18 protein-coding genes and 1 tRNA gene are annotated in these 20,224 nt (G+C 62.5%); 8 read left to right on the top strand and 11 right to left on the bottom strand.

Annotation, left to right across the window (positions count from 1 at the left end; genetic code table 11):
* Positions 1 to 177: 177 nt before the first annotated feature.
* From ACMGE0_RS10860 to ACMGE0_RS10890, 7 genes are read left to right on the top strand one after another with little or no spacing between them, the layout of a single operon-like run.
* Positions 178 to 1,779, top strand: a complete 1,602-nt coding sequence (locus ACMGE0_RS10860) for an ABC transporter substrate-binding protein (RefSeq protein WP_436815854.1) — start codon at positions 178 to 180, stop codon at positions 1,777 to 1,779.
* Positions 1,779 to 2,948: an acetylornithine deacetylase gene (gene argE / locus ACMGE0_RS10865; protein ID WP_436815855.1), complete on the top strand. Its 1,170-nt coding sequence runs from the start codon at positions 1,779 to 1,781 to the stop codon at positions 2,946 to 2,948. Before ACMGE0_RS10860 ends, argE begins: the two co-directional genes overlap by 1 nt.
* 10 nt (positions 2,949 to 2,958) lie before the next feature.
* The gene (locus ACMGE0_RS10870; protein ID WP_436815856.1) at positions 2,959 to 3,930 is read left to right on the top strand and encodes an ABC transporter permease; all 972 of its coding nucleotides are present in this window, start codon (positions 2,959 to 2,961) and stop codon (positions 3,928 to 3,930) included.
* Complete coding sequence (locus tag ACMGE0_RS10875; protein WP_436815857.1) at positions 3,927 to 4,871, top strand: ABC transporter permease; 945 nt, start codon at positions 3,927 to 3,929, stop codon at positions 4,869 to 4,871. The genes ACMGE0_RS10870 and ACMGE0_RS10875 overlap by 4 nt, the downstream gene beginning before the upstream one ends.
* Entirely contained in the window at positions 4,868 to 5,848 is a 981-nt protein-coding gene (locus tag ACMGE0_RS10880; protein ID WP_436815858.1) for an ABC transporter ATP-binding protein, read from the top strand. Before ACMGE0_RS10875 ends, ACMGE0_RS10880 begins: the two co-directional genes overlap by 4 nt.
* Complete coding sequence (locus tag ACMGE0_RS10885; RefSeq protein ID WP_436815859.1) at positions 5,845 to 6,852, top strand: ABC transporter ATP-binding protein; 1,008 nt, start codon at positions 5,845 to 5,847, stop codon at positions 6,850 to 6,852. The genes ACMGE0_RS10880 and ACMGE0_RS10885 overlap by 4 nt, the downstream gene beginning before the upstream one ends.
* A gap of 18 nt (positions 6,853 to 6,870) precedes the next feature.
* Positions 6,871 to 8,268 carry a M20 family metallopeptidase gene (locus ACMGE0_RS10890; RefSeq protein WP_436815860.1) on the top strand — a complete coding sequence of 466 codons (1,398 nt, stop codon included), beginning with the start codon at positions 6,871 to 6,873 and terminating at the stop codon, positions 8,266 to 8,268.
* Positions 8,269 to 8,289: 21 nt separating this feature from the next.
* Here ACMGE0_RS10890 and ACMGE0_RS10895 read toward each other — a convergent pair whose 3' ends face one another.
* The 10 genes from ACMGE0_RS10895 to ACMGE0_RS10940 all read right to left on the bottom strand — a co-directional run bounded on the left by ACMGE0_RS10895 (position 8,290) and on the right by ACMGE0_RS10940 (position 18,753).
* A complete protein-coding gene (locus ACMGE0_RS10895; RefSeq protein WP_436815861.1) occupies positions 8,290 to 9,516 on the bottom strand; it encodes a metal-dependent hydrolase family protein in 1,227 nt (408 codons plus the stop codon).
* 14 nt (positions 9,517 to 9,530) lie between these two features.
* Positions 9,531 to 10,019 (bottom strand): GAF domain-containing protein, encoded by a 489-nt coding sequence (locus ACMGE0_RS10900; RefSeq protein WP_436815862.1) that lies wholly within the window; start codon positions 10,017 to 10,019, stop codon positions 9,531 to 9,533.
* 10 nt (positions 10,020 to 10,029) lie between these two features.
* Positions 10,030 to 11,007 (bottom strand): ABC transporter ATP-binding protein, encoded by a 978-nt coding sequence (locus ACMGE0_RS10905; protein ID WP_436815863.1) that lies wholly within the window; start codon positions 11,005 to 11,007, stop codon positions 10,030 to 10,032.
* Positions 11,000 to 12,001, bottom strand: coding sequence for an ABC transporter ATP-binding protein (locus ACMGE0_RS10910; RefSeq protein ID WP_436815864.1), 1,002 nt, complete (start codon positions 11,999 to 12,001; stop codon positions 11,000 to 11,002). The genes ACMGE0_RS10905 and ACMGE0_RS10910 overlap by 8 nt, the downstream gene beginning before the upstream one ends.
* A 31-nt stretch (positions 12,002 to 12,032) precedes the next feature.
* Positions 12,033 to 12,977: a succinylglutamate desuccinylase/aspartoacylase family protein gene (locus ACMGE0_RS10915; RefSeq protein ID WP_436815865.1), complete on the bottom strand. Its 945-nt coding sequence runs from the start codon at positions 12,975 to 12,977 to the stop codon at positions 12,033 to 12,035.
* A gap of 45 nt (positions 12,978 to 13,022) precedes the next feature.
* Complete coding sequence (locus tag ACMGE0_RS10920; RefSeq protein WP_436815866.1) at positions 13,023 to 13,868, bottom strand: ABC transporter permease; 846 nt, start codon at positions 13,866 to 13,868, stop codon at positions 13,023 to 13,025.
* Between the two features lie 4 nt (positions 13,869 to 13,872).
* Positions 13,873 to 14,853, bottom strand: a complete 981-nt coding sequence (locus ACMGE0_RS10925) for an ABC transporter permease (protein ID WP_436815867.1) — start codon at positions 14,851 to 14,853, stop codon at positions 13,873 to 13,875.
* Positions 14,854 to 14,893: 40 nt separating this feature from the next.
* Entirely contained in the window at positions 14,894 to 16,069 is a 1,176-nt protein-coding gene (locus ACMGE0_RS10930) for a M24 family metallopeptidase (RefSeq protein ID WP_436815868.1), read from the bottom strand.
* Positions 16,070 to 16,133: 64 nt separating this feature from the next.
* Positions 16,134 to 17,669 carry an ABC transporter substrate-binding protein gene (locus tag ACMGE0_RS10935; protein WP_436815869.1) on the bottom strand — a complete coding sequence of 512 codons (1,536 nt, stop codon included), beginning with the start codon at positions 17,667 to 17,669 and terminating at the stop codon, positions 16,134 to 16,136.
* A gap of 43 nt (positions 17,670 to 17,712) precedes the next feature.
* The gene (locus ACMGE0_RS10940) at positions 17,713 to 18,753 is read right to left on the bottom strand and encodes a GntR family transcriptional regulator (protein ID WP_436815870.1); all 1,041 of its coding nucleotides are present in this window, start codon (positions 18,751 to 18,753) and stop codon (positions 17,713 to 17,715) included.
* Positions 18,754 to 18,934: 181 nt separating this feature from the next.
* Between ACMGE0_RS10940 and ACMGE0_RS10945 the strand changes: the two genes are divergently transcribed.
* Positions 18,935 to 19,909 (top strand): aldo/keto reductase, encoded by a 975-nt coding sequence (locus tag ACMGE0_RS10945; protein WP_436815871.1) that lies wholly within the window; start codon positions 18,935 to 18,937, stop codon positions 19,907 to 19,909.
* 238 nt (positions 19,910 to 20,147) lie between these two features.
* On the opposite strand, the gene ACMGE0_RS10950 is transcribed toward ACMGE0_RS10945, so the two are convergent.
* Positions 20,148 to 20,224: transfer RNA gene (locus ACMGE0_RS10950), tRNA-Met, on the bottom strand.

Raw genomic sequence — 20,224 nt, forward strand, 5'->3', positions numbered from 1 at the left:
CATGTTTCCCGAAATCGCCTATTGTTTGCCTCAAGCCTCGCAAGTAGGCATTTCAGCAACGACAGGGAACGCTGCATGTCCGCACCTTATGAGCTTCCTTTCCGCAGATATTTTAAATTTAAAATATCTGGCCGTTGCCCGCATTCAGATTTTCCGTGGCGCGCTTAGGAGAGCATGATGTCTTTCTCGTTTTCCCCATTCAAACGTAAGATGCTGCTGGGCACGATCGCCGCAGCTATGGCGGTTCCGCTGGCCGCCAATGCCGAAGCCGCGGATTTCAAGTTCGCAGGCCCGCTCGACGCCTATACGCTCGATCCTCATGCAGTCTCGAATACGCTTATTTTCGCCGTGCTCGCTAATGTCTATGAACCACTTGTTCGCCGCGGTGCCGACCAGAAGCTGGAACCGGCGCTTGCGACCGATTGGAAGCAGATCGATGGCACCACCTGGGAATTCAACCTCCGCCAGGGCGTCAAGTTCTCGAACGGCAATCCCTTTACCGCCGACGACGTGGTCTTCTCTCTAACGCGCGGCCAGGCCGGCGGCATCAAGGCCAATCTGAATTCGATCGCCTCGATCGAGAAAATCGACGATTACAAGGTCCGTATCAAGACCCGCGCCGTGAACCCCATCCTGCCGAACCAGGTCACCAACTGGTTCATCATGGACAAGGAATGGGCCGAGGCGAACGGCGCCGTCCAGCCGGGTTCAGCCAACAACGCCACCGAGACCTTCGCCAACCGCAACGCCATGGGCACCGGTCCCTTCGTCATCAAGGAACGCGATCCGGGCGTGAAGACCGTTTTCGCCGCCAATCCGGGCTGGTGGGACAAGAAGACCGGCAATATCGACAACGCCACCTTCTTCGTGATCCCGAATCCTTCGACACGCGTCTCGGCGCTGATCTCCGGCGAAGTGGACATGATCGACGGCGTGCCGCCGCAGGACGCGGAGCGGATCGAGAAGGCCGATGGGCTGCGCGTGCAGGCAGGCCCCGATCTTCGCACCATCTATATCCAGCCGGATGTCGCCCGCGACAGCCTGGTCTTCGGCAGCGAAAAGACCAAGAACCCCTTCAAGGACCTGAAGGTCCGGCAGGCCATGGAACTGGCGATCGATACCGGCGCGATCCAGAAGCGCATCATGCGCAATTATTCGGTTCCGGTCGGCCTGCCGATCGGCCATGAAGTCAACGGTTTCGACGAGACGCTCGGCGCACCGGTCAAGCCGGATATCGACAAGGCCAAGGCCCTGATGAAGGAAGCCGGTTATGAGAACGGCTTCTCCGTCACGCTCGACTGCACCAACGACCGCTTCATGAACGACGAGCCGACCTGCCTTGCGGTCGCCGCCTCGCTCGCCCGCATCAACATCAAGGTCGAGCCGCGCGCCCAGGCGACCAGCCGCTGGGCTACCCAGGTCAATCCGCCGGAATACAATACCAGCCTCGCCATGCTGGGTTACTCACCTGCGACCTACGACGCCCACATCTTCCTGACCTCTATCGCCGCCACCCGCGATCCGAAAAGCGGCCTCGGCGCCTTCAACATCGGCGGTTACTCCAGCCCCGAAGTGGACAAGCTGATCGACGCGATCGGCAAGGAAACCGATCAGGCCAAGCGCACCGATCTCATCAAGCAGGCCTTCAAGCTCATCAAGGCGGATGTCGGCTTCATTCCGCTTCACCAGCTCAACATTCTCTGGGGCGTGAAGGACAATGTCACCGTCGTGCAGCCCGCCGACCTTGCTTACCCGCTGCGCTATTTCACGGTGAAGTAATGACCATTGCCCCCGGTATCACTAAGCAGGACATTACGAAGCAGCTCGCCGGACTTGTCTCCTTCCCGACGGTCAGCGCAGTTTCGAACCTCGACCTGATCAAATATGTCGAAGACCAGACCGCTCCCTTCGGGGCGCGTGTCCGGCGCTTTCCCAATGCCGAAGGCGACAAGGCAAATGTGCTCGTCTCGATCGGTCCGGAAGCGTCGGGCGGCATCATCTTCAGCGGTCATACGGACGTCGTGCCGACCGAAGGCCAGGCCTGGACCGGCGATCCCTGGACGCTCAGGGAAGCGAACGGGCGGCTGATCGGCCGCGGTGCGACAGACATGAAGGGGTTTCTCGCCTGCTGTCTTGCCGCCGCACCCGGCATTGCGAAAAAGAACCTCAAGAAGCCGATCCATCTCGCCTTTTCCTATGACGAGGAAGTCGGCTGCACCGGCGTCGGCAGCATGGCGGAATGGGTGGGGCAAAGCGACCTGAAACCGCGTCTCGCCGTCATCGGCGAGGCGACTGGCATGGATCTGATCGCCGCTCACAAGGGCGGGCTGATCGGCTGGTGCCGCATCAAGGGCAAGCCGGGCCACTCCTCCCAGCCGGACCGTTACGTCAACGCGGTCATGGTGGCTGGCGACATGATCGCCGAGATCAATCAGATCCGCGAGGACATGCGCAACGGACCGCAGTTCGAAGGCCTCGACCCGCCCTATTCGACCATTCAGGTCAACGTCATCAAAGGCGGCCTTCACGGCAACATCGTCTCGGAAAACTGCGAATTCTTCTGGGAGATGCGCATCATTCCGGGTGAAAGCGACATCGCCGTACTGGAGCACATGAAGCGTTTTGCGGCCGAGAAGCTGGAGCCGGCCATGAAGGCGATCGATCCCTCCTGCGGCATCGTCTTCGATGTCCAGGCGCGTATTCCCGGCCTGAAACCGAACGACGACCCGGCGCTCGACAAGGAGCTCCTGACGCTTCTCGGCCGCACGGAACCTCGCTATGTTCCCTATGGCACGGAAGCGGGCATCTTCCAGATCGCCGGCGTCCCTTCGGTCGTCATCGGTCCGGGCGATATCGCCGACGCGCACCAGCCGGACGAGTCGGTTGCGATTTCCGAGCTCGAACGCTGCGTCGCCTTTCTTGACCAGCTCGGGGATACCTGCTGCTGAGGATTTCGTAGTGCTGAATTATGCCGCGTCACGGATCGTTCAGACGATCATCGTCCTGCTCGTGATCAGCTTCATCGCCTTCCTGCTGGTCGCCAATATCGGCGATCCGCTGGCGGCGCTTCTCTCCGCGGACGCGACCGTTAACGAGCGCATGGAACTGATCGCCAGGCTTGGCCTCGACCAGCCGCTCGGGACACGCTTCCTGCATTTTCTCGGCAATCTCCTGCAGGGCGATTTCGGCATGTCCTACCGCACGCAGGATCCGGTCGCCAACTTGATTGCCGAACGCCTGCCGGCGACGATCGAGCTCGCCTTCGTCAGCCTGCTGATCACCATTCTGGTCGGAGTGCCGGCGGGCATTTACTGCGGCGTCCACCCGAACTCGCTGTTCGGCCGCTTCATCATGCTGATCTCGACGGCCGGCATCACCCTGCCGAATTTCGTCGTCGGCCTGCTGCTGATCGCCGTCTTTTCCGTACAGCTCGGCCTGCTTCCGTCCTTCGGGCGGGGCACGGTCGTCGATCTCGGCTTCTGGACGACGGGCCTGCTCTCCGTCTCCGGCTGGCGGGCGATCATCCTGCCGGCGGCGACGCTCTCTACCTTCCAGGTCGCCTTCATCATCCGCATGCTGCGCACGCAGCTCATGGAGGTCGGCCAGAGCGAGCATATCCGTTTCGCCCGCGCACGGGGCCTGTCGGAAGCGCGCATCTGGTATGTCTACGCCATCAGGAACACGCTCTTGCCGGTCATCACCATGCTCGGCCTGCAGCTCGGCAACATCATCGCCTTTTCCGTGGTAACGGAAAACGTCTTCGCCTGGCCGGGACTCGGCTCGCTCTTCCTGCAGTCGATCCAGGCAGCCGACATTCCGGTCATCGCCATCTATCTGATCTTCGTCGGCCTGGTTTTCATGGTCATTAATCTCGTCGTCGAACTGCTTTATCCGCTGATCGACGCCCGCGTGTTGAGGAGGCAATCATGACGCCTGTCGTCAACACTCCGTCCGTTCCAACGGTACGCCGCAGCCGCCTGTCGAAACTCCTCCGCGCGATGCGCAAGGCGCCAGGCCCGACCTTTTGCGCTTTCGTTATTCTCGCGCTGCTCGTCTACGCCTTCGTGACTCCCTGGGTATCGCTGAACCCGTTCGAATTCTCCGGCATGTCGGTGATGGACAGCTTCATTCCGCCCATGTGGATGGCCGACGGCATGCCGGATTTCCCGCTCGGCACTGACGACCAGGGCCGCAATCTTCTGACGGCGATGGCCTATGGCATGCGCACCTCGATCATCGTCGGCTTTTTGTCGGTCGTCATCGGCCTTGTGCTCGGCGGCGGCCTTGGCCTCATCGCCGGCTTCGTCGGCGGCAAGGTGGACGCCTTCATCATGCGCGTCGCCGATGTCCAGCTCGCCTACCCGGCGCTGCTGCTCGCCATGATCATCGATGGCGCAGCCCGTGCCGCGCTGGGGGCCGAACGCAGCGTCACAACCGCCATCACCATCGTGGTCCTGTCGATCGGCATCGCCTTCTGGGTGCAATATGCCCGCACCATCCGCTCCTCCGTCATGATCGAACGCGACCAGGATTATGTTTCGGCTGCCCGCATCACCGGCCGCAGCAATCTCTCGATCATCGTCCTGCACATCCTGCCGAACGTCATGGCGCCGGTGCTCGTCATCGCCACCATCAATCTCGGCATCGCCATCATCACCGAGGCGACGCTGAGCTTCCTAGGCATCGGCATTCCGGTCACCTCACCGTCGCTCGGCACGCTGATCCGCAACGGCAACAACTTCCTGCAATCCGGCGAATGGTGGATATCCGTCTGGCCCTGCCTCGTGCTCGTCGCCTTCGTCGTTTCGGTCAACATCCTCGGCGACCACCTGCGCGATGTCTACAACCCGCGACTGAGAGGCCGTTCATGACGACACCGCTTCTCGACGTCCGCGACCTGACCGTCACCATCAATCGCGACGGCCACCTGATCACCGCGCTCGACAAGGTCTCGTTCTTCATCAATCCGGGCGAGGTGCTCGGCATCGTCGGGGAATCCGGCGCCGGCAAGTCGATCACCGGCGCGGCCATTATCGATCTCCTCGTCCCGCCCCTGAAACGCACAGGTGGCACGATCACGCTCGCCGGCGAACGCCTCGACCAGCTTTCGCCGAAGGCGATGCGCAGCGTCCGTGGCGGCAGGATCGGCTTCATCTTCCAGGACCCGATGACCAGCCTCAACCCGGTCATATCAGTCGGCCGACAGCTCTGCGACACGATCGAGGCGCATCTGAAGATCGGCGGCGACAGGGCGAAGAAAAAGGCGCTCGAATGGATCGAGCGCGTCGGCCTGCCGAACCCTGAGGTGCAGTTCAGGCGCTATCCCCACCAGCTTTCCGGCGGCATGCGGCAGCGCATCGTCATCGCTCTGGCGCTCTGCGCCAACCCGGCGCTGGTCATCGCCGACGAACCGACGACAGCGCTCGATGTCTCGGTCCAGGCACATATCCTGCAGCTCATGCGCGACCTCCATCGCGAGAGCAGGGTGAGCATGATGCTGATCACCCATGATCTCGGCGTGATCGCCAAGATGGCGGATCGCGTGGCGGTGCTCTATGCCGGACGCGTTGCCGAGATCAGCCCCGTAGGCGAACTCTTCAACGCGCCGAAGCATCCCTATACGCGCGGCCTGATCCGGGCCACTCCGATGCCTTCGGCCGACGGCGAAGTGCGGCTCGATCAGATTCCGGGCGCCATGCCGGGGCTTGGGGCTGTCCCGCCGGGTTGCGCTTTCAATCCGCGCTGCTTCAAGGCGGAAGGCGACTGCCGCACGGCCATCCCGCCGCTGACCACAAAGGAAAGCGCTGCGTTTTCCTGTTTCCACCCGTTGGAAAGGGAACCTGCATGAGCGCACAGGATTTTCTCGTCCTCAACCATGTCAGCAAGGTCTATCGTCGCAACCAAAGCCTTCTGGAGCGGCTGAAGAAGACCCACGCGGGCGGCACGAAGGCGGTCAGCGACGTCAGCCTCGCCGTCCGGCATGGCGAGACAATGGGCCTTGTCGGCGAAAGCGGCTGCGGCAAGTCCACGCTTGCCCGCCTCGTCTCCGGCCTCATGGAGCCGACTTCAGGCGAGATCGCCTTCCGCAAGGATCGAGCCGGCAGGGCGCCGCGCCTGCAGATGATCTTTCAGGACCCCTATTCCTCGCTGAACGGCCGCTGGACGATCGAGGACATCATTGCCGAACCGATCCGCGTCCATAAACTGCGCCAGGGCCGTGCGGCCATTCGCGCCCGCGTCGATGAACTGCTGATCCAGGTCGGTCTGTCGCCGGCCGATGCGGAAAAATATCCGCAGGAGTTTTCCGGCGGCCAGCGCCAGCGCATCTGCATCGCCCGGGCGCTCGCGGGCGAGCCCGAATTCCTGATCCTCGATGAGCCGACCTCGGCGCTCGACGTGTCCGTCCAGGCGCAGATCCTCAACCTTTTGCGCGACCTGCAGAAGAACCTGGCGCTGACCAGCCTGTTCATCACCCACAATCTCTCGGTCGTGCGGATCATGGCCGATCGGATCGGCGTCATGTATCTCGGCGAGCTGGTCGAGGAGGCGCCGTCGGAAGAGCTGTTCCTGAAGCCCCGCCATCCTTACACGCGCCTCCTGATCGATGCCGCCCCGGACATGGATACCAGTGACCGCACGCTGCATCCGATCGCTGGCGAACTGCCCAATCCGGCCTTCCCGCCCTCCGGATGCCGTTTCCACACGCGTTGTCCCTTTGCAAAAGATGTCTGCCGCAGCATGGCGCCGCCGCAGAAGACGACTGGGACCGGCGGCATGTTCCGCTGTCATTTCGATCTCGATTTGTCGAGCGCGCAGGCGATTTCGCCGACCGCCGACGCCAGAACCGCCTGAAATCCCGAGGATGCCACGATGACGACTGCCCCCTCCCGCCAGGCGACGATCGACAAGGCCGTGGGTTATCTCGATGACGGCTCCTTCGAGGCGGCGCTTCGCAAGCGGGTGGCAATCCCGTCCGCCAGCCGTGTCGCGTCCAACAAGCCGGACCTCTGGCGCTATGTGACCGACGACATGCAGCCCCTCTTCGAACGGCTCGGTTTCACCACGAAGATCTACGAGAACGAGCTGGCACCGGGCCCCTTCCTGCTCGCAGAACGTATCGAGGACCCGAGCTTTACGACCGTCTTGCAATACGGCCATGGCGACGTCGTTGCAGGACTCGAGGGTCAATGGGAAGAGGGGCTTTCCCCGTTCGAGATGACCGAGAAGAATAGCTCCTGGTACGGCCGCGGAACTGCCGACAACAAGGGCCAGCATGCGGTGAACCTCGCCGCGATCGAGGCGCTGCTGGCGGTCAAGGGCTCGCTCGGCTTCAATCTCAAATACCTGATCGAGATGGGCGAGGAATCCGGCTCTCTGGGATTGGAAGAGATGTGCACCGCCCATAGAGACGAGCTGAAAGCGGACGTCTTCATCGCTTCCGACGGCCCGCGGCTTGCCCTCGACCGGCCGACCATCTTCCTCGGCGCCCGCGGCGGCATGTCCTTTCATCTGGAGATCAATGCGCGGGAAAGCTTCCAGCATTCAGGTAATTGGGGCGGCATCCTCTCCAATCCGGGAATCGAGCTCTGCCACGCCATCGCCGCACTAGTGGACCGGACGGGTAAAATCAAAGTGCGCGAAATGACGCCCGGCTCGATCCCGGAAAACGTCCGTGCCGCGCTGAAGGATTGCAAGATCACCCCGGCTGCCGATGACCCGCCTATCGAACCCTGGTGGGGCGAGCCAGGGCTGACGCCGGAAGAGAAGGTCTTCGCCTGGAGTTCCTTCGAGGTGATGGAGATGGAATGCGGCAACCTCGCCCAGCCGCTCTACGCCATTCCGCCGAAGGCCCGCGCCCGCGTGCAGCTCCGTTTCCCGGTCGGCGTCGATCCGGATGCGGTCGTTCCGGCTGTCCGAAAGGCGCTGAAGGATGCCGGTTACGACCGGGTCGTGGTGAAGGATCCGACCGACGCGATCTTCCTCGCGAGCCGCCTCGATCCGGACCACCCCTGGGTGGGACGTGTCGCCGCCTCGATCGAAACGACGCTGGACGCACCGCCGGCCATTCTGCCCAATCTCGGCGGTTCGCTGCCGAACAACATCTTCTCCGACCTGCTCGGCCTGCCGACCATCTGGATCCCGCATTCCTATCCCGGCTGCCTGCAGCACGCTGCGAACGAGCATCTGCCGATTTCGATCGTCCGCGAGGGGCTGGCGATGATGGCGGGACTCTACTGGGATATCGGCGAGACTGGCGAAGAGGTCTGAAGCCGGAAACGGCCCTTTCCATCACCCGCGTTTTATAAACACGCCGTCCTTCATGATCATTGGCAGATGGGCGCCCTGCCTGGTCAGGAGCGAGATGTCCTTGAGCGGATCGCCGTCAACGACGATGAGGTCGGCGAAGGCGCCTGGTGCGATACAGCCGATCTTGCCTTCCATCCGCAACAGCTTCGCCGCGACGTGGGTTGCGGCGGCGATCACTTCATGGACGGGAAGAACACGGGAGCGGATGACGAATTCTTCCGACTGATGACGATGCATTTCCCCGAGCAGGTCCGTCCCGAAAGCCATGGAAAGCCCCGCTTCGCGCATGATCGCGAGCGATTCCATCCCGGCGAGCCGCACCGAATCCACCTTGGCGATCGAAGCAGGCGGCAAGCCGAGTGCCGGACCTTCAACGCCGAGCTTCTCGTAGGTCACCAGCGTCGGCACCGCGATGCAGCCGTTCTCGACGGCGAGCTTCGCCGTCTCGGGCACGATCAGGTTGCAATGCTCCAGTGAGCGGATGCCGCATTCGATCGCCCGGAGGATCGCCTTGTCCGTATAGAGATGCGCGGCAACATAGGTGCCGGCATTCTCCGCCTCTTCGACGGCTGCCATCAATTCCTCGCGGGAAAAACCGAGGAAATGAATGGGATCTGTTGGCGAGGCGATGCCGCCGTTCGCCATGACCTTGATGAAATGGGCGCCGGACTTGAGCTCTTCGCGGGCCGCTTTGCGGACTTCCGGCACGCCATCGCAGATACGGCCGAGATTGCCGAGCGTGTGGCCGGTCTTCAGTGCCGGTGTGTCGTCGTAGGGACCGCGATAGTCCGTATGGCCTCCGGATTGGGACAGCGCCTTGCCGCAGATATTGAGCCGCGGCGTGGGCCATGGCGCTTCCGCCGCGGCGGCAACGAGGCCGGATGTCGCACCGCCGAGGTCACGAACGGTGGTGAAGCCGCGCATCAGCATCTCGCCCATGATCTTGAAGGCGCGGACGGTGACGACCGGATCGGGCAGCTTCGCGTTCTGGCCGAGATTGGCCATGCCTGCGATGACATGCACATGCGCATCGATGAGGCCCGGCATCAGCGTGCGGCCGGCAAGGTCGATCCGCTCGGCGCTCTCGCTTCCGGCCGATGGTCCCACATCGCGGATGAGATTGCCTTCGACGAGTACGCTTGTGGGTTCGCCGGCCTCCGGGCTGGTTCCGTCGACGATACGGGCGTTTTCGAAAAGATAGGCGGTCACGATTACGCTCCTCGTCAGGTGGTGGGAGTGATGTTGCCGCGGCGGGCTTCGAGGAAGGCCGGGATCAGAAGCGGCGCGAACCGCCGTGCGATCCCGACATGCTCTTCGGTGTAGAAGAGCTCCTCGTGCAGCAGATTGATCGTGCCGATCGTCTCACCGTCATAGACGACGGGAATATTGATCGCAGAGCCAAGGCCGAGGCTTTCGATGAGTTCGTGGTCGAAGAAGGCCCACTTGATCGCCTCGCGATCGCGACCGAGAAACGGCTGCTGTCGGCGCAGCACAAGGTCGCCCCAGGGCGTGACCCCCATCGGCTTGCGGCCGAAGACCGGGTAGACGTCCGGCATGTTGGAATAGACGCGCGCCACTTCCTCACCGTCCTTGTAGAGCAAGGTCAGCAATCTATGCCCGACGCGGTGGGCAAGCGCAGCATCCAATGCGTCGTAGAAGAAATTCGGCTGGCCGGGCTCGGCGAGAAGTTCGACAAGATCTTCGATCATCATGAAACCCTCTCTAGCGATGATGGCAGGCGACGGACTGGCCATCGGCCTTCTGTTCGAGTACCGGCTCGACCTGCCGGCAGATATCGGTCGCCAGCGGGCAGCGGGTATGGAAGGCGCAGCCGGACGGTTTTCGCGTGGCGCTCGGAATGTCGTCGCTGACGGCGCTGAACCGGTGCCGCTTGTGCGGATCGTGCGCCGGGGCCGAACGCAGCAGCAGTTCGGAATAGGGATGCAACGGCTTCGAGAAGATTGCCTTTTTCGATCCGGTCTCGACGATCCTTCCGAGATACATGACAGCGACCCGGTGCGAGACGTGCTCGACGACGCCCAGATCATGCGAGATGAAGAGATAGGAAAGGCCGAATTCCTTCTGCAGGTCGGCAAGCAGGTTGAGAATCTGCGCCTGCACGGAGACGTCGAGAGCGGAAACCGGTTCGTCGCAGACGATGATGTCGGGTTTCAGCGCCAGCGCGCGGGCAATGCCGATGCGCTGCCTTTGGCCGCCGGAGAACTGATGCGGAAAATTGTCGGCCTGGTCCGGCCGAAGACCAACCAGCGAGATCAGCTTGGCCACCTCGGCGCGCCGTTCCTCCGCCGTGCCGATCCCATGGATATCGAGCGGCGCACGGATGATGTCACGCACCCGCTGACGCGGGTTGAGCGAAGAGAAGGGATCCTGGAAGATGATCTGCATGCGGCGGCGATGCGATTTCGGCACCGACCGCATCTGTGTCACGCTCTGGGCGCCCTTCATTGCGATGCGGCCATCGGTGGCCTTCACCAGCCCCATGAGGGCAAGACCGGTCGTCGATTTGCCGCAGCCGCTTTCGCCGACAAGGCCGAGCGTCTCGCCGGCATCGATCGAAAAGGAAACGCCGTCGACGGCTTTCACCTCGCCGACACGCTGCTGGAAGATACCGGCGCGGATGGCGAAATGCACCTTCAGGTTCTCGACCGCGAGCAGGGGAGAGGAAGCGCCGTCAGACATCGTCATGCTCCCAACAGGCGGCGAAGTGGCCGGGTTTCTTTTCGATAAAGGGCGGGCGCTCTTCGAGACAGCGGGCCGAGGCGCCTGGACAGCGCGGCGCAAAGGCGCAGCCTTTCGGCAGATCCCAAAGCGGCGGCACGGTGCCCGGAATGTCGGTCAGCCGCTCGGGAGCGGCTTCGGGATCGCCCCTGTGGGGCACGGCCCCCATCAGACCGATCGTGTAAGGGTGGATCGGGTTGTCGAAGAGTTCGTAGACACTGCATTCCTCCACCCGCCGGCCGGCATACATGACGATCACCCGGTCGGCGATCTCCGCCACCACGCCAAGATCGTGGGTAATCAGGATCTGCGCTGTGCCGAGCCGTTTCTGCAGGTCGGAAATGAGACCGAGGATCTGCGCCTGCACCGTCACGTCGAGCGCCGTCGTGGGCTCGTCCGCCACGATGATCTTCGGTTCGCAGGCGAGCGCCAGGGCGATCATCGCCCGCTGCCGCATGCCGCCGGAAAGCTCGTGCGGATATTGCCGCGCGCGCCGCTCCGAATCCGGCATCTGCACCAGCTCAAGGCATTTGACGGCGCGCGCGAAGGCTTCGCGCTTGCCGACCTTGCGATGCTGGCGGACGGACTCGGCGATCTGCTCGCCGATCGTCAGAACCGGATTGAGCGCGGTCAGCGGCTCCTGAAAGATCATGGCGATCTTGTCGCCTCGAAAATCCTCGACATGCCGCTGATCCATGGCCAGGAAATCCTCGCCATGGATTCTGATGGAGCCGGATGCGATGCGGGCGCTGTCGGGAAGAAGGCGCAGGAGCGCCAGCGCGGTCATCGACTTGCCGCAGCCGCTTTCGCCGACGATGCAGACCGTTTCGCCGGGACGGACCGAAAGACTCATCTCGGAAACCACGGGGAAGGCCCCGTTCTCCCCGAGGATCTCGACGTTCAGGTCGCTGACGGCCAGCACCGGTTCGGCTGTCTCTGTTGCCCGATTTTCCATCCGTTCATCCCATAAAAGCGGCGGCCGATGATCAGTCGGTCGCGCCTTCCATATTGCCGACCATGTAGCCGTAGTCTCCGGATTCCACGAGGTTGCGGGAGAGGTGCTGCATGATCATGATGCCGTTTTCGAAGGGCGTCGGGATTTCTTCCAAGACCTCGAAAGTATAGGGGCTGACGACGCGGCCGAGAAATTGGCCGCGCTTGATCAGCTCGCCGTTTGCAGGCGCCAGCGGTTCCAGCCATCCGGCCTGTGTCGGGCGCACGCCGGCGATCTCGTTCACCACGACCTGCTTCGGATTGGGCTTCACGTCGCCCGTGATCACCCCGAGATGGCGCAGCATGTTGAGAAGACCCGCCACCGTGCGGTCGACATAGGGACCTTGGTCGACAATGCCGCCGCCGAGTTCCACGACCACCACCGGAATGCCGCGTTTGTCGATCGTCACCGACTTGGTCGTGCCGGAATAGACGGTGCCGTCCTTGCCCTGGACCGGGCGATACAGAACCTTGGAACCGAAGGCGCGCGACAGCGGCTCGTCGTTCCAGATGTAGACGTAATCGACCGTGGGGCGGTCGGTGCCGGAATGCAGGTCGAGGTGTATGTCGATCTTGTCCAGGAATTCGGCGGCGATCGCATAAGCGAGCTGCTGGGTGTAGTTGCCCTTTGGATTGCCGGGGAATTCTCGGTTGAGGTTCAGTTCGTCGATCGGCGTGAAACGGTGATTGACGGCAAAGGCGCGCGAATTGGCAACCGGCAGCAGAAGGATGCGACCCTTGAGCGGCTGGTCCTTCAGGATGCGGTAGAGGTCGACGATCGCCTGCGAACCGGCATTTTCGTTGCCGTGGATCGAGCCGGAAATGCCGATCGTCGGTCCGTCCTCCTCACCCACCAGCTCGTGCATGAAGAGCACGGCATCGCTGCCGTCCGCATGGGTGGTGAATTTGGGGCGGAGCTTGTTGATCGACTTGACCATGGACATTTCCTTTCGCTGTCATTGTCTGTGTGATCCGAAAGATTGCTATTTCTTCCTGCCGGCCGCGCGGGAGAGGTGGCGCGGATCGAGTGCATCGCGCAGGCCGTCGCCCAGCAGGTTGAAGCCGAGCACGGTGATCATGATCGTCGCGCCGGAAATGATCGCCAGCCAGGGCTCGTCGCGCATGAAGCGGGTGCCGTAGGCGAGCGTCCAGCCCCAGGTGGGCGCCGGCGGCGGCAGGCCGAAGCCGAGAAAGCTCAAGGCCGATTCCGCGATGATCGCCGTGCCGAAGCCGAGCGAGGCAAGCACGATGATCGGCCCCATGGCGTTCGGCAGGATTTCCTTGACCAAGATGCGGAACGGATGCGCGCCGAGCGCTTTGGCCGCCTGCACATAGTTCTGCTCGCGCAGCACCAGCGTCGTGGCGCGCACCACGCGGGCATATTCCGTCCAGGCGACGACGATGATGGCGATCGCCACATTGACGATGCCGGGGCCGAGCACGGCGACGATCGCCAGCGCCAGGACAATCGCCGGAAAGCCGAGGAAGATGTCGGTGATGCGCATCAGGATCAGGTCTGTCCAGCCGCCGAAATACCCCGCGGCCAGTCCGACCGCCGTCCCGATGGTGGCCGAGGCAAAGACCGAGATGCAGGCGATCAAAAGCGAAACGCGCGCGCCGTAGATCAACCGGGACCAGAGATCGCGGCCGAAATTGTCCGTGCCGAGCCAATGCGCCAGCGTCGGGCCGGAGAAGCGGTTGCGCATGTCCATCTGCTCGATGCCGTGCGTCGAGAGATAGGGGGCGAAGACGGCGCAGATGACGATCGCCAGCACGATGATCGCGCCGAGGATCAGGGAGATGTTGCGGAAACGCTTGGGTAATCTCATGAACCTAGCCCAAACGGATGCGCGGATCGACGGCCGCATAGAGAAGATCGACGACGAGGTTCACCAGCGCGAAGATGATTGCGAAGGTGAGCACGATACCCTGGATGAGCGGCAGGTCGCGCTGCGAGATCGCGGTGATGGTGAGCTGACCGAGCCCGGGCCAGGCAAAGATGCTCTCGGTCAATACCGCGCCGCCGAGCAATGCTCCGAAGCGCAGGCCGATGACGCTCAGCACCGGCAGGAGCGCATTGCGCAGCGCATGGCGGATGATGACCCGCCTCCGGCGCAGACCCTTGGCATAGGCGGTGCGGACGAAATCCTCGCGCAGCACCTCCAGCATCGAAGCGCGCACCAGGCGTGAGATGATCGCTGCCGAATTGGCGGCCAGCGCCACCGCCGGCAGGATGATGTGGGAAAGCGAATCGAGGAATACGCCCGGCTGACCTGTGATCGCCGCGATCAGGGCTTCGGGAAGCGGAGTTCCCCTCCCGATCGATGGCAGCCAGCCGAGCGTAACGGCAAAAAGAAGCATGAGGAGCAAACCGAGCCAATAGACCGGCATCGAGACCCCAAGTTGAGCAAAGATCATCGAGGCCGTATCGATGAACGAACCCTGCTTCGTCGCGGCGAGCACGCCGAGCGAGATGCCGATCAGACAGGCGAGGATGAGCGCGACGACCGCAAGCTCGATCGTCGCGCCGAGCCGGCCGGCGATGATCTCCGAGACGGCCTGGTTCTGGAAGATGGAGCGGCCCATGTCTCCCTGAAGAAGCGCAACGAAATACGAACCGAGCCGGATATACCAGGGATCGTTGAGGCCGAGCGTATTGCGCAGATTGTTGATCGCCTCCGCCGAGGCTTCCTGTCCGAGCAGCACGGAGGCCGGATCGCCGGGGATGAGGAGCAGCAGACCGAAGGTGACGATCACCATGCCGGCGGCCATCGGGATCAGCAGCAGCAGACGACGGATCACATAGCTCAGCATCGGCAGCCGCCTTCCATGTCGATCGATGGCGGAAAACGCGTCATTGGATGACCACCTCGTCTATACGGCGGGGATAGGCCGTCATGCTGTCCGGTCCGTCGGCGGTGATCAGCACGGTGTCGGCGATGCGGTAACCGGCAAAACCGGGCACGAAAATCGCCGGTTCGCTGGAAGTGATCATGCCGGGTTCAAGGAGGGTCTGATCGCCACCTTCCACCCAGGGCGGCTCATGGAACATGATGCCCATGCCGTGACCGACGCGGTGAAGGAGATATTCGCCCATGCCGCTGTCGCGTATATAGGCCAGCGCCAGATTGTCGGCCGAGGCGCAGGTCTTGCCGGCGATGAGCGCCGCGGTGGCCATGCGTTGCGCCTCGAAGGCGACGGCATAGTGCTCCTGCTGGATCTGCGACGGCTCGCCGATGAAAAAGGTTCGCTCGCTTTCGGCCGCGCGCCCGCCGACGCGGCAGCCGAGCGACAGAATGATGCTCTCGCCGACCTTCACCGGATTGCCGGTCGGCATGCCGTGCGGGAAAGCGGAACGGGCGCCGGAATAGACGAGCCCGCTTGCAAGGCCCTGAACCAGCATGACGTCCTCATGCTCCTCGTGCATCGTCCGCATGGCATGTCGCGAGACGTGGGATTCGATCTCGACCTCGCTCGGCAGGGACCCGCCCCCGCGCATGGCCTCGCGGATCAGCTCGGCGCCCACCTCGACCATGCGGTCCGAAAGGCGCGCAGCTTCCCGGTGGAGGGTGATCTCCTCCGGATGTTTCCTGAGCCGCATCTGCTGAACGATGTTGCTCGGGATCACCCGCTCGGCATTCGCAAACGCCGCCTCGATCGGCTGGACGCGAGCAAGCGATATGGTGTGACTGTAAGCGACCGTGCCCTTGAAGCCCGGAAAGGCGCGGCCGAGCACGTCGAACGGTCTGTCGACGCCGGGAAACTCGAAATAGACGATCGGTTCCGCCGCGATCTTCTGGTGCGCCGCATGCGTGCGCTCGAACTCCGGGACCAGCAGGAAGGCATCGGCGGCAGTGATGGCGAAGACGACGGGCCGTTCGGTCGTGTAATGCGAAAAGCCGGTCGTGTAGATGACGTCGTCGTTCGAATCGAGGAGCAACAGATCGATGCCTGCCGTTTCCATTCGGGTGCGGATCTCGCGGTGTATTTTGGCATAGAAGTCCGCGCCGAGACGCTGTGAGAAAGCCATCGGATCACCCTGAGCTGCAATGTCTCTGACAAGCAGGGGCCGGACGCGCCGGCCCCGGCGAATTTCAGTCCTTGAGACCGACCAGGCCACGCATATTGCCGCGCGGCGTCGCCTGCACTTCGAAGGGCAGCTTCTTGGAATAGAAGAGCTGATAGCCCTGATAGGAGACGATGTAATAGGGCAGTTCGTCCGCAAGGATCCCGGCGGCTTTCTGGTAGGCCGCGGTGCGGTCGGCCTGCGTGGTTGCCGAGCGGCCCTGCTTCAGAAGGTCATCGACGGCCGGGTTGGAATAACCGCCCCAGTTGGTCGAACCGCCGGTGGTGAGCTGCGCGAACAACAACCGGTCCGGATCCACGATGTTCAGCCAGCCGAGAAGCGCAATCTGGTGCTGGCTCTTCTGGACGTAATTGGCGGAGAAAGACGGCCAGTCGCTGATCTGCGTCTTGGCATCGACCCCGGCCGCCTGGAAGATCGCCTGCAGGAATTCGACCGTCTGGACGCGGTTGGAATCCTCGCTATGGGTCGAAAGCGTCACCGTCAGCGGTTTGCCGCCCTTGTCGAGGATGCCGTCGCCGTTCGCATCGGCCCAACCTTCCTCCTTGAAAAGCGCCGCGGCGCCTTCGATGTCGAAGCCGGGCTGCTTGATATCGGCGGAATAGGCCCAGGACGACGGCAGGATGATCGAGGAGGCCACCTGATCGACACCCTGATAGATGTCGTCGACGATGGTCTTCTGATCGATCAGCATGGAAAACGCCTTGCGCATCTTCGGGCTGGAAAGCAGCGGATCCTTGGTATTGAAGTTCACGTAGGTGACGCCGAGGCCGGCCTGGATGGCATGGCCGAAACGGTCGTCGGCCTCGAGACGCTTCACGTCCTGGGGCGCGAGCGGAGACTGGATGACATCAAGGTCGCCGGCCTCGAAGGCCTGGGCACGGGCCGAGCCATCGCCGATGATCTTGAGGCTGACCCTGTCGGCCTTCGGCTTCTCACCCCAATAGTTCGGGTTGGCTTCGAGCTCGATCGCGCTGCCCCGCGTCCAGGAGGCGAGTTTCAGCGGCCCGGCGCCGACCGGCTTCAGCGCGATGTCCGTGCCGCCTTCCACGAGCGCCTTCGGCACGATGCCGATGTCGAGATAGCTCAAGAGCGGCGCATAAGGCGCCGACAGCGTAAACTTGACGGTCTGCGGATCGACGGCCTCGACCGCCGAAATCGGCGTGTAAAGCGCCCGCATCGGCGCGTTGAAGTCCTTGTTGAGGATGGTGTTGAACGTGAAGACCACGTCGTCGGCCGTGAGCGGGCTGCCGTCGGAGAATTTCAGGTTCGGGCGAAGCTTGAAGATCCAGGTCGTCGGATCGGGCGTCTCCCAGCTTTCGGCGAGGTCCGGCTTGGCTTCCAGGCTCGGCGTCAGATGGACAAGGCCGGAATAGATGAGATCGGTGGCGCGATAGGCTGTCGTATCGCGGGCAAGCCGCGGGTCGAGCGTGCCGGCGTCGACGTCGGTGCCGATGGTCACGGTCGCTGCCTCAGCCGAAGACAGTGCGGTGAAGGAAAACCCTGCAAGCAGGAAGGCTGCGGTGATCGATAATGCTTTGCTCATGTCTGTTCCCTTATTGGTTATGAGCCGTTCAAAGCGTCGAGGTTCAGCGGGTTTTGGCTCTCCGCGATGCGAGGTCGGAAACCTTGGCTGGCGCGTTGCCGCCGGCGGCGATTTTGTTGTGGCGCAGTTCGGCGAGCGCCGGCGCCAGAAGGTTCTCCAGCACGCCCGGATCCGGCGCATGCCGGTATTCGAAGCAGCGTTTGTTCGGTCCGGCAAGATCGGCGACGTGATCCGCACCGGAGGCGTAGATCACCACGTCGCAGCGGGCGATGATGTCGGGAAGGTTCTCGTCATAGGACCACGCGACGGTAATGTCCGAGATGTGCGGCGCGAATTCGCGCACGCTCGGACGCATGATGGCGATGTAGTCCTTGAGCTGGGTGACGGCGGCAATCCGCATGCGGGGGTCGAGGAGAGCGAGCGACTGGCGGGTGCGTTCGGAGGGAATGAAGCGCAACGCCAGAATATTGGCGTCCGGCACAAGACCGCGCAGTTCCGCCTCGCGATGCACGAAGGTGAGGACGAGATCGGCCTCGCTGCATTGCCGGCGGATGTCTTCGCTCTCGCGCACCTGATCGACGGTCACAAGGCCGATGACGTCATTCGCCGCGAATGTCGGCCGGATCTGTTCGATGTAATCCCGTCCCGGCGCCTCGAAGATCGCGACGAAGACGACATTGAGATGGACGCGAGGCTTTCTGAGCTTCGCCTGTGCCTGCACCATCGACGCGAGAGTGATCGGCGAGATGCCGAGTCCCTCCGCTTTCTCCAAAAGATGGTCGATATCGGCGCCGAGCGCATTGGCCGGCGCCATGCGGCCGACCTGCCGGTTCGGCTCATAGACCGTGAATGCGCCAAGCCCCGGCCTGATCTCCACCAGCCCTTCGGCGCGGAGCTGCTTGTAGACCTCCGCCACCGTCATCGGCGCGATGTCGAGCTCCGCCGCAAGCTGGCGCACGGACTGGAGCTTCACTCCCTTCGGCATGTCGCCGAAGGAGAGCATGTAGCTCAAAAGTCCATAGAGCTGCTTGCCGACCGGAACCGGCAGAGAGCGGTCAATGCTGGAAGCGTCGATGGTGAACATGCGTGTATTACTCGATTGATACACTGACCGTATCACGCAATATGAGGATGACAAGCCCCCTGATAAAAATTTGCATATTTTGACAGCAAGGCAATTGATTGCCTGGAAAACTTCCAATTTAATGGCCTGCCAATGCGAAGACCGCGCTTGCAGTGTCATTCCCGAAGCATGAGGTGTATCAATGGATTATGTCAACCTGGGCCGCACGGGGCTCAAAGTATCGCGTTTGGCTCTGGGCTGCATGACCTTCGGATCGAGCGACTGGGCGCCTTGGGTGCTCGATCAGGAAGAGAGCGCCAAAATCCTCCGGCACGCGGTCGAGCTCGGCATCAACTTCTTCGACACGGCGGACATGTACTCGCTGGGCAGGAGCGAGGAGATTGTCGGCAAGGTCCTGCTCGATCTCGTGCCGCGCCACAAACTTGTCATCGCCACCAAGCTCTACAATCCGATGAGCGGCGACGTGAATGACTGGGGACTTTCGCGCAAGCATGTCTTTGAGGCCGTCGACGGCAGCCTAAGACGCCTCGGAACCGATTACATCGACCTTTACCAGCTTCACCGGTTCGACTACGACACGCCGCTCGAAGAGACGCTGGACGCGCTGAACGATGTCGTGCGCGCCGGCAAGGTGCGCTATCTCGGCGCCTCCTCCATGTTTGCCTGGCAGTTCATGAAGGCGATCGGCCTGCAGCGCCAGCATGGCTGGGCGCCGTTCGTATCGATGCAGCCGCACTACAACCTGATCTACCGCGAGGAAGAGCGGGAAATGCTGCCGCTTTGCCTCAGCGAAGGCATCGGCGTCGTGCCGTGGAGCCCGCTTGCGCGGGGCCGGCTTGCCGGGCGGGCAGACAGCGACACGAAGCGGGGACAGACAGACAACACCGCGCGTTCGCTTTACGACCGCTCCAAGGCCACGGATGATGCGGTCATCGCAAGATTGCGGAATGTCGCGGAGCGCCACGGCAAACCGATGGCGCAGATCGCTTATGCCTGGGTCGCCAGCCGTCCGGCGATCACGGCGCCCATTGTTGGGATATCCCGCATCGAACAGTTCGAACATGCAGTGGCCGCGCTTCGGATCAGGCTGACCAATGAGGATGTCGCCGAATTGGAGCAGGATTATCTGCCGAAACCGCTATCGGGACATGTATGATGGCGCGTCCTCGGATGGGTCGTGCTTTTGAGCCTGCGGACACGGCCATGAACGCAAAAAGGCTCCAGGTTTCCCCGGAGCCTTTGATATGGTTTGTAAATTGAGATTGTTCGGTAGGCTTTGGGGGGCAGGATTTGAACCTGCGGCCTTGAGGTTATGGTCCGCAGGACGACGGGCTACCATCGCCAGCGAAGATGAAGTCTTCGCGCCAGCGATAACGAGCAATTCCAGGGATCGTTGGTTGCGGGGGCAGGATTTGAACCTGCGGCCTTCAGGTTATGAGCCTGACGAGCTACCGGGCTGCTCCACCCCGCG

It is taken from the genome of Neorhizobium descurainiae, assembly GCF_051400715.1.
Classification (GTDB): Bacteria; Pseudomonadota; Alphaproteobacteria; order Rhizobiales; family Rhizobiaceae; genus Neorhizobium.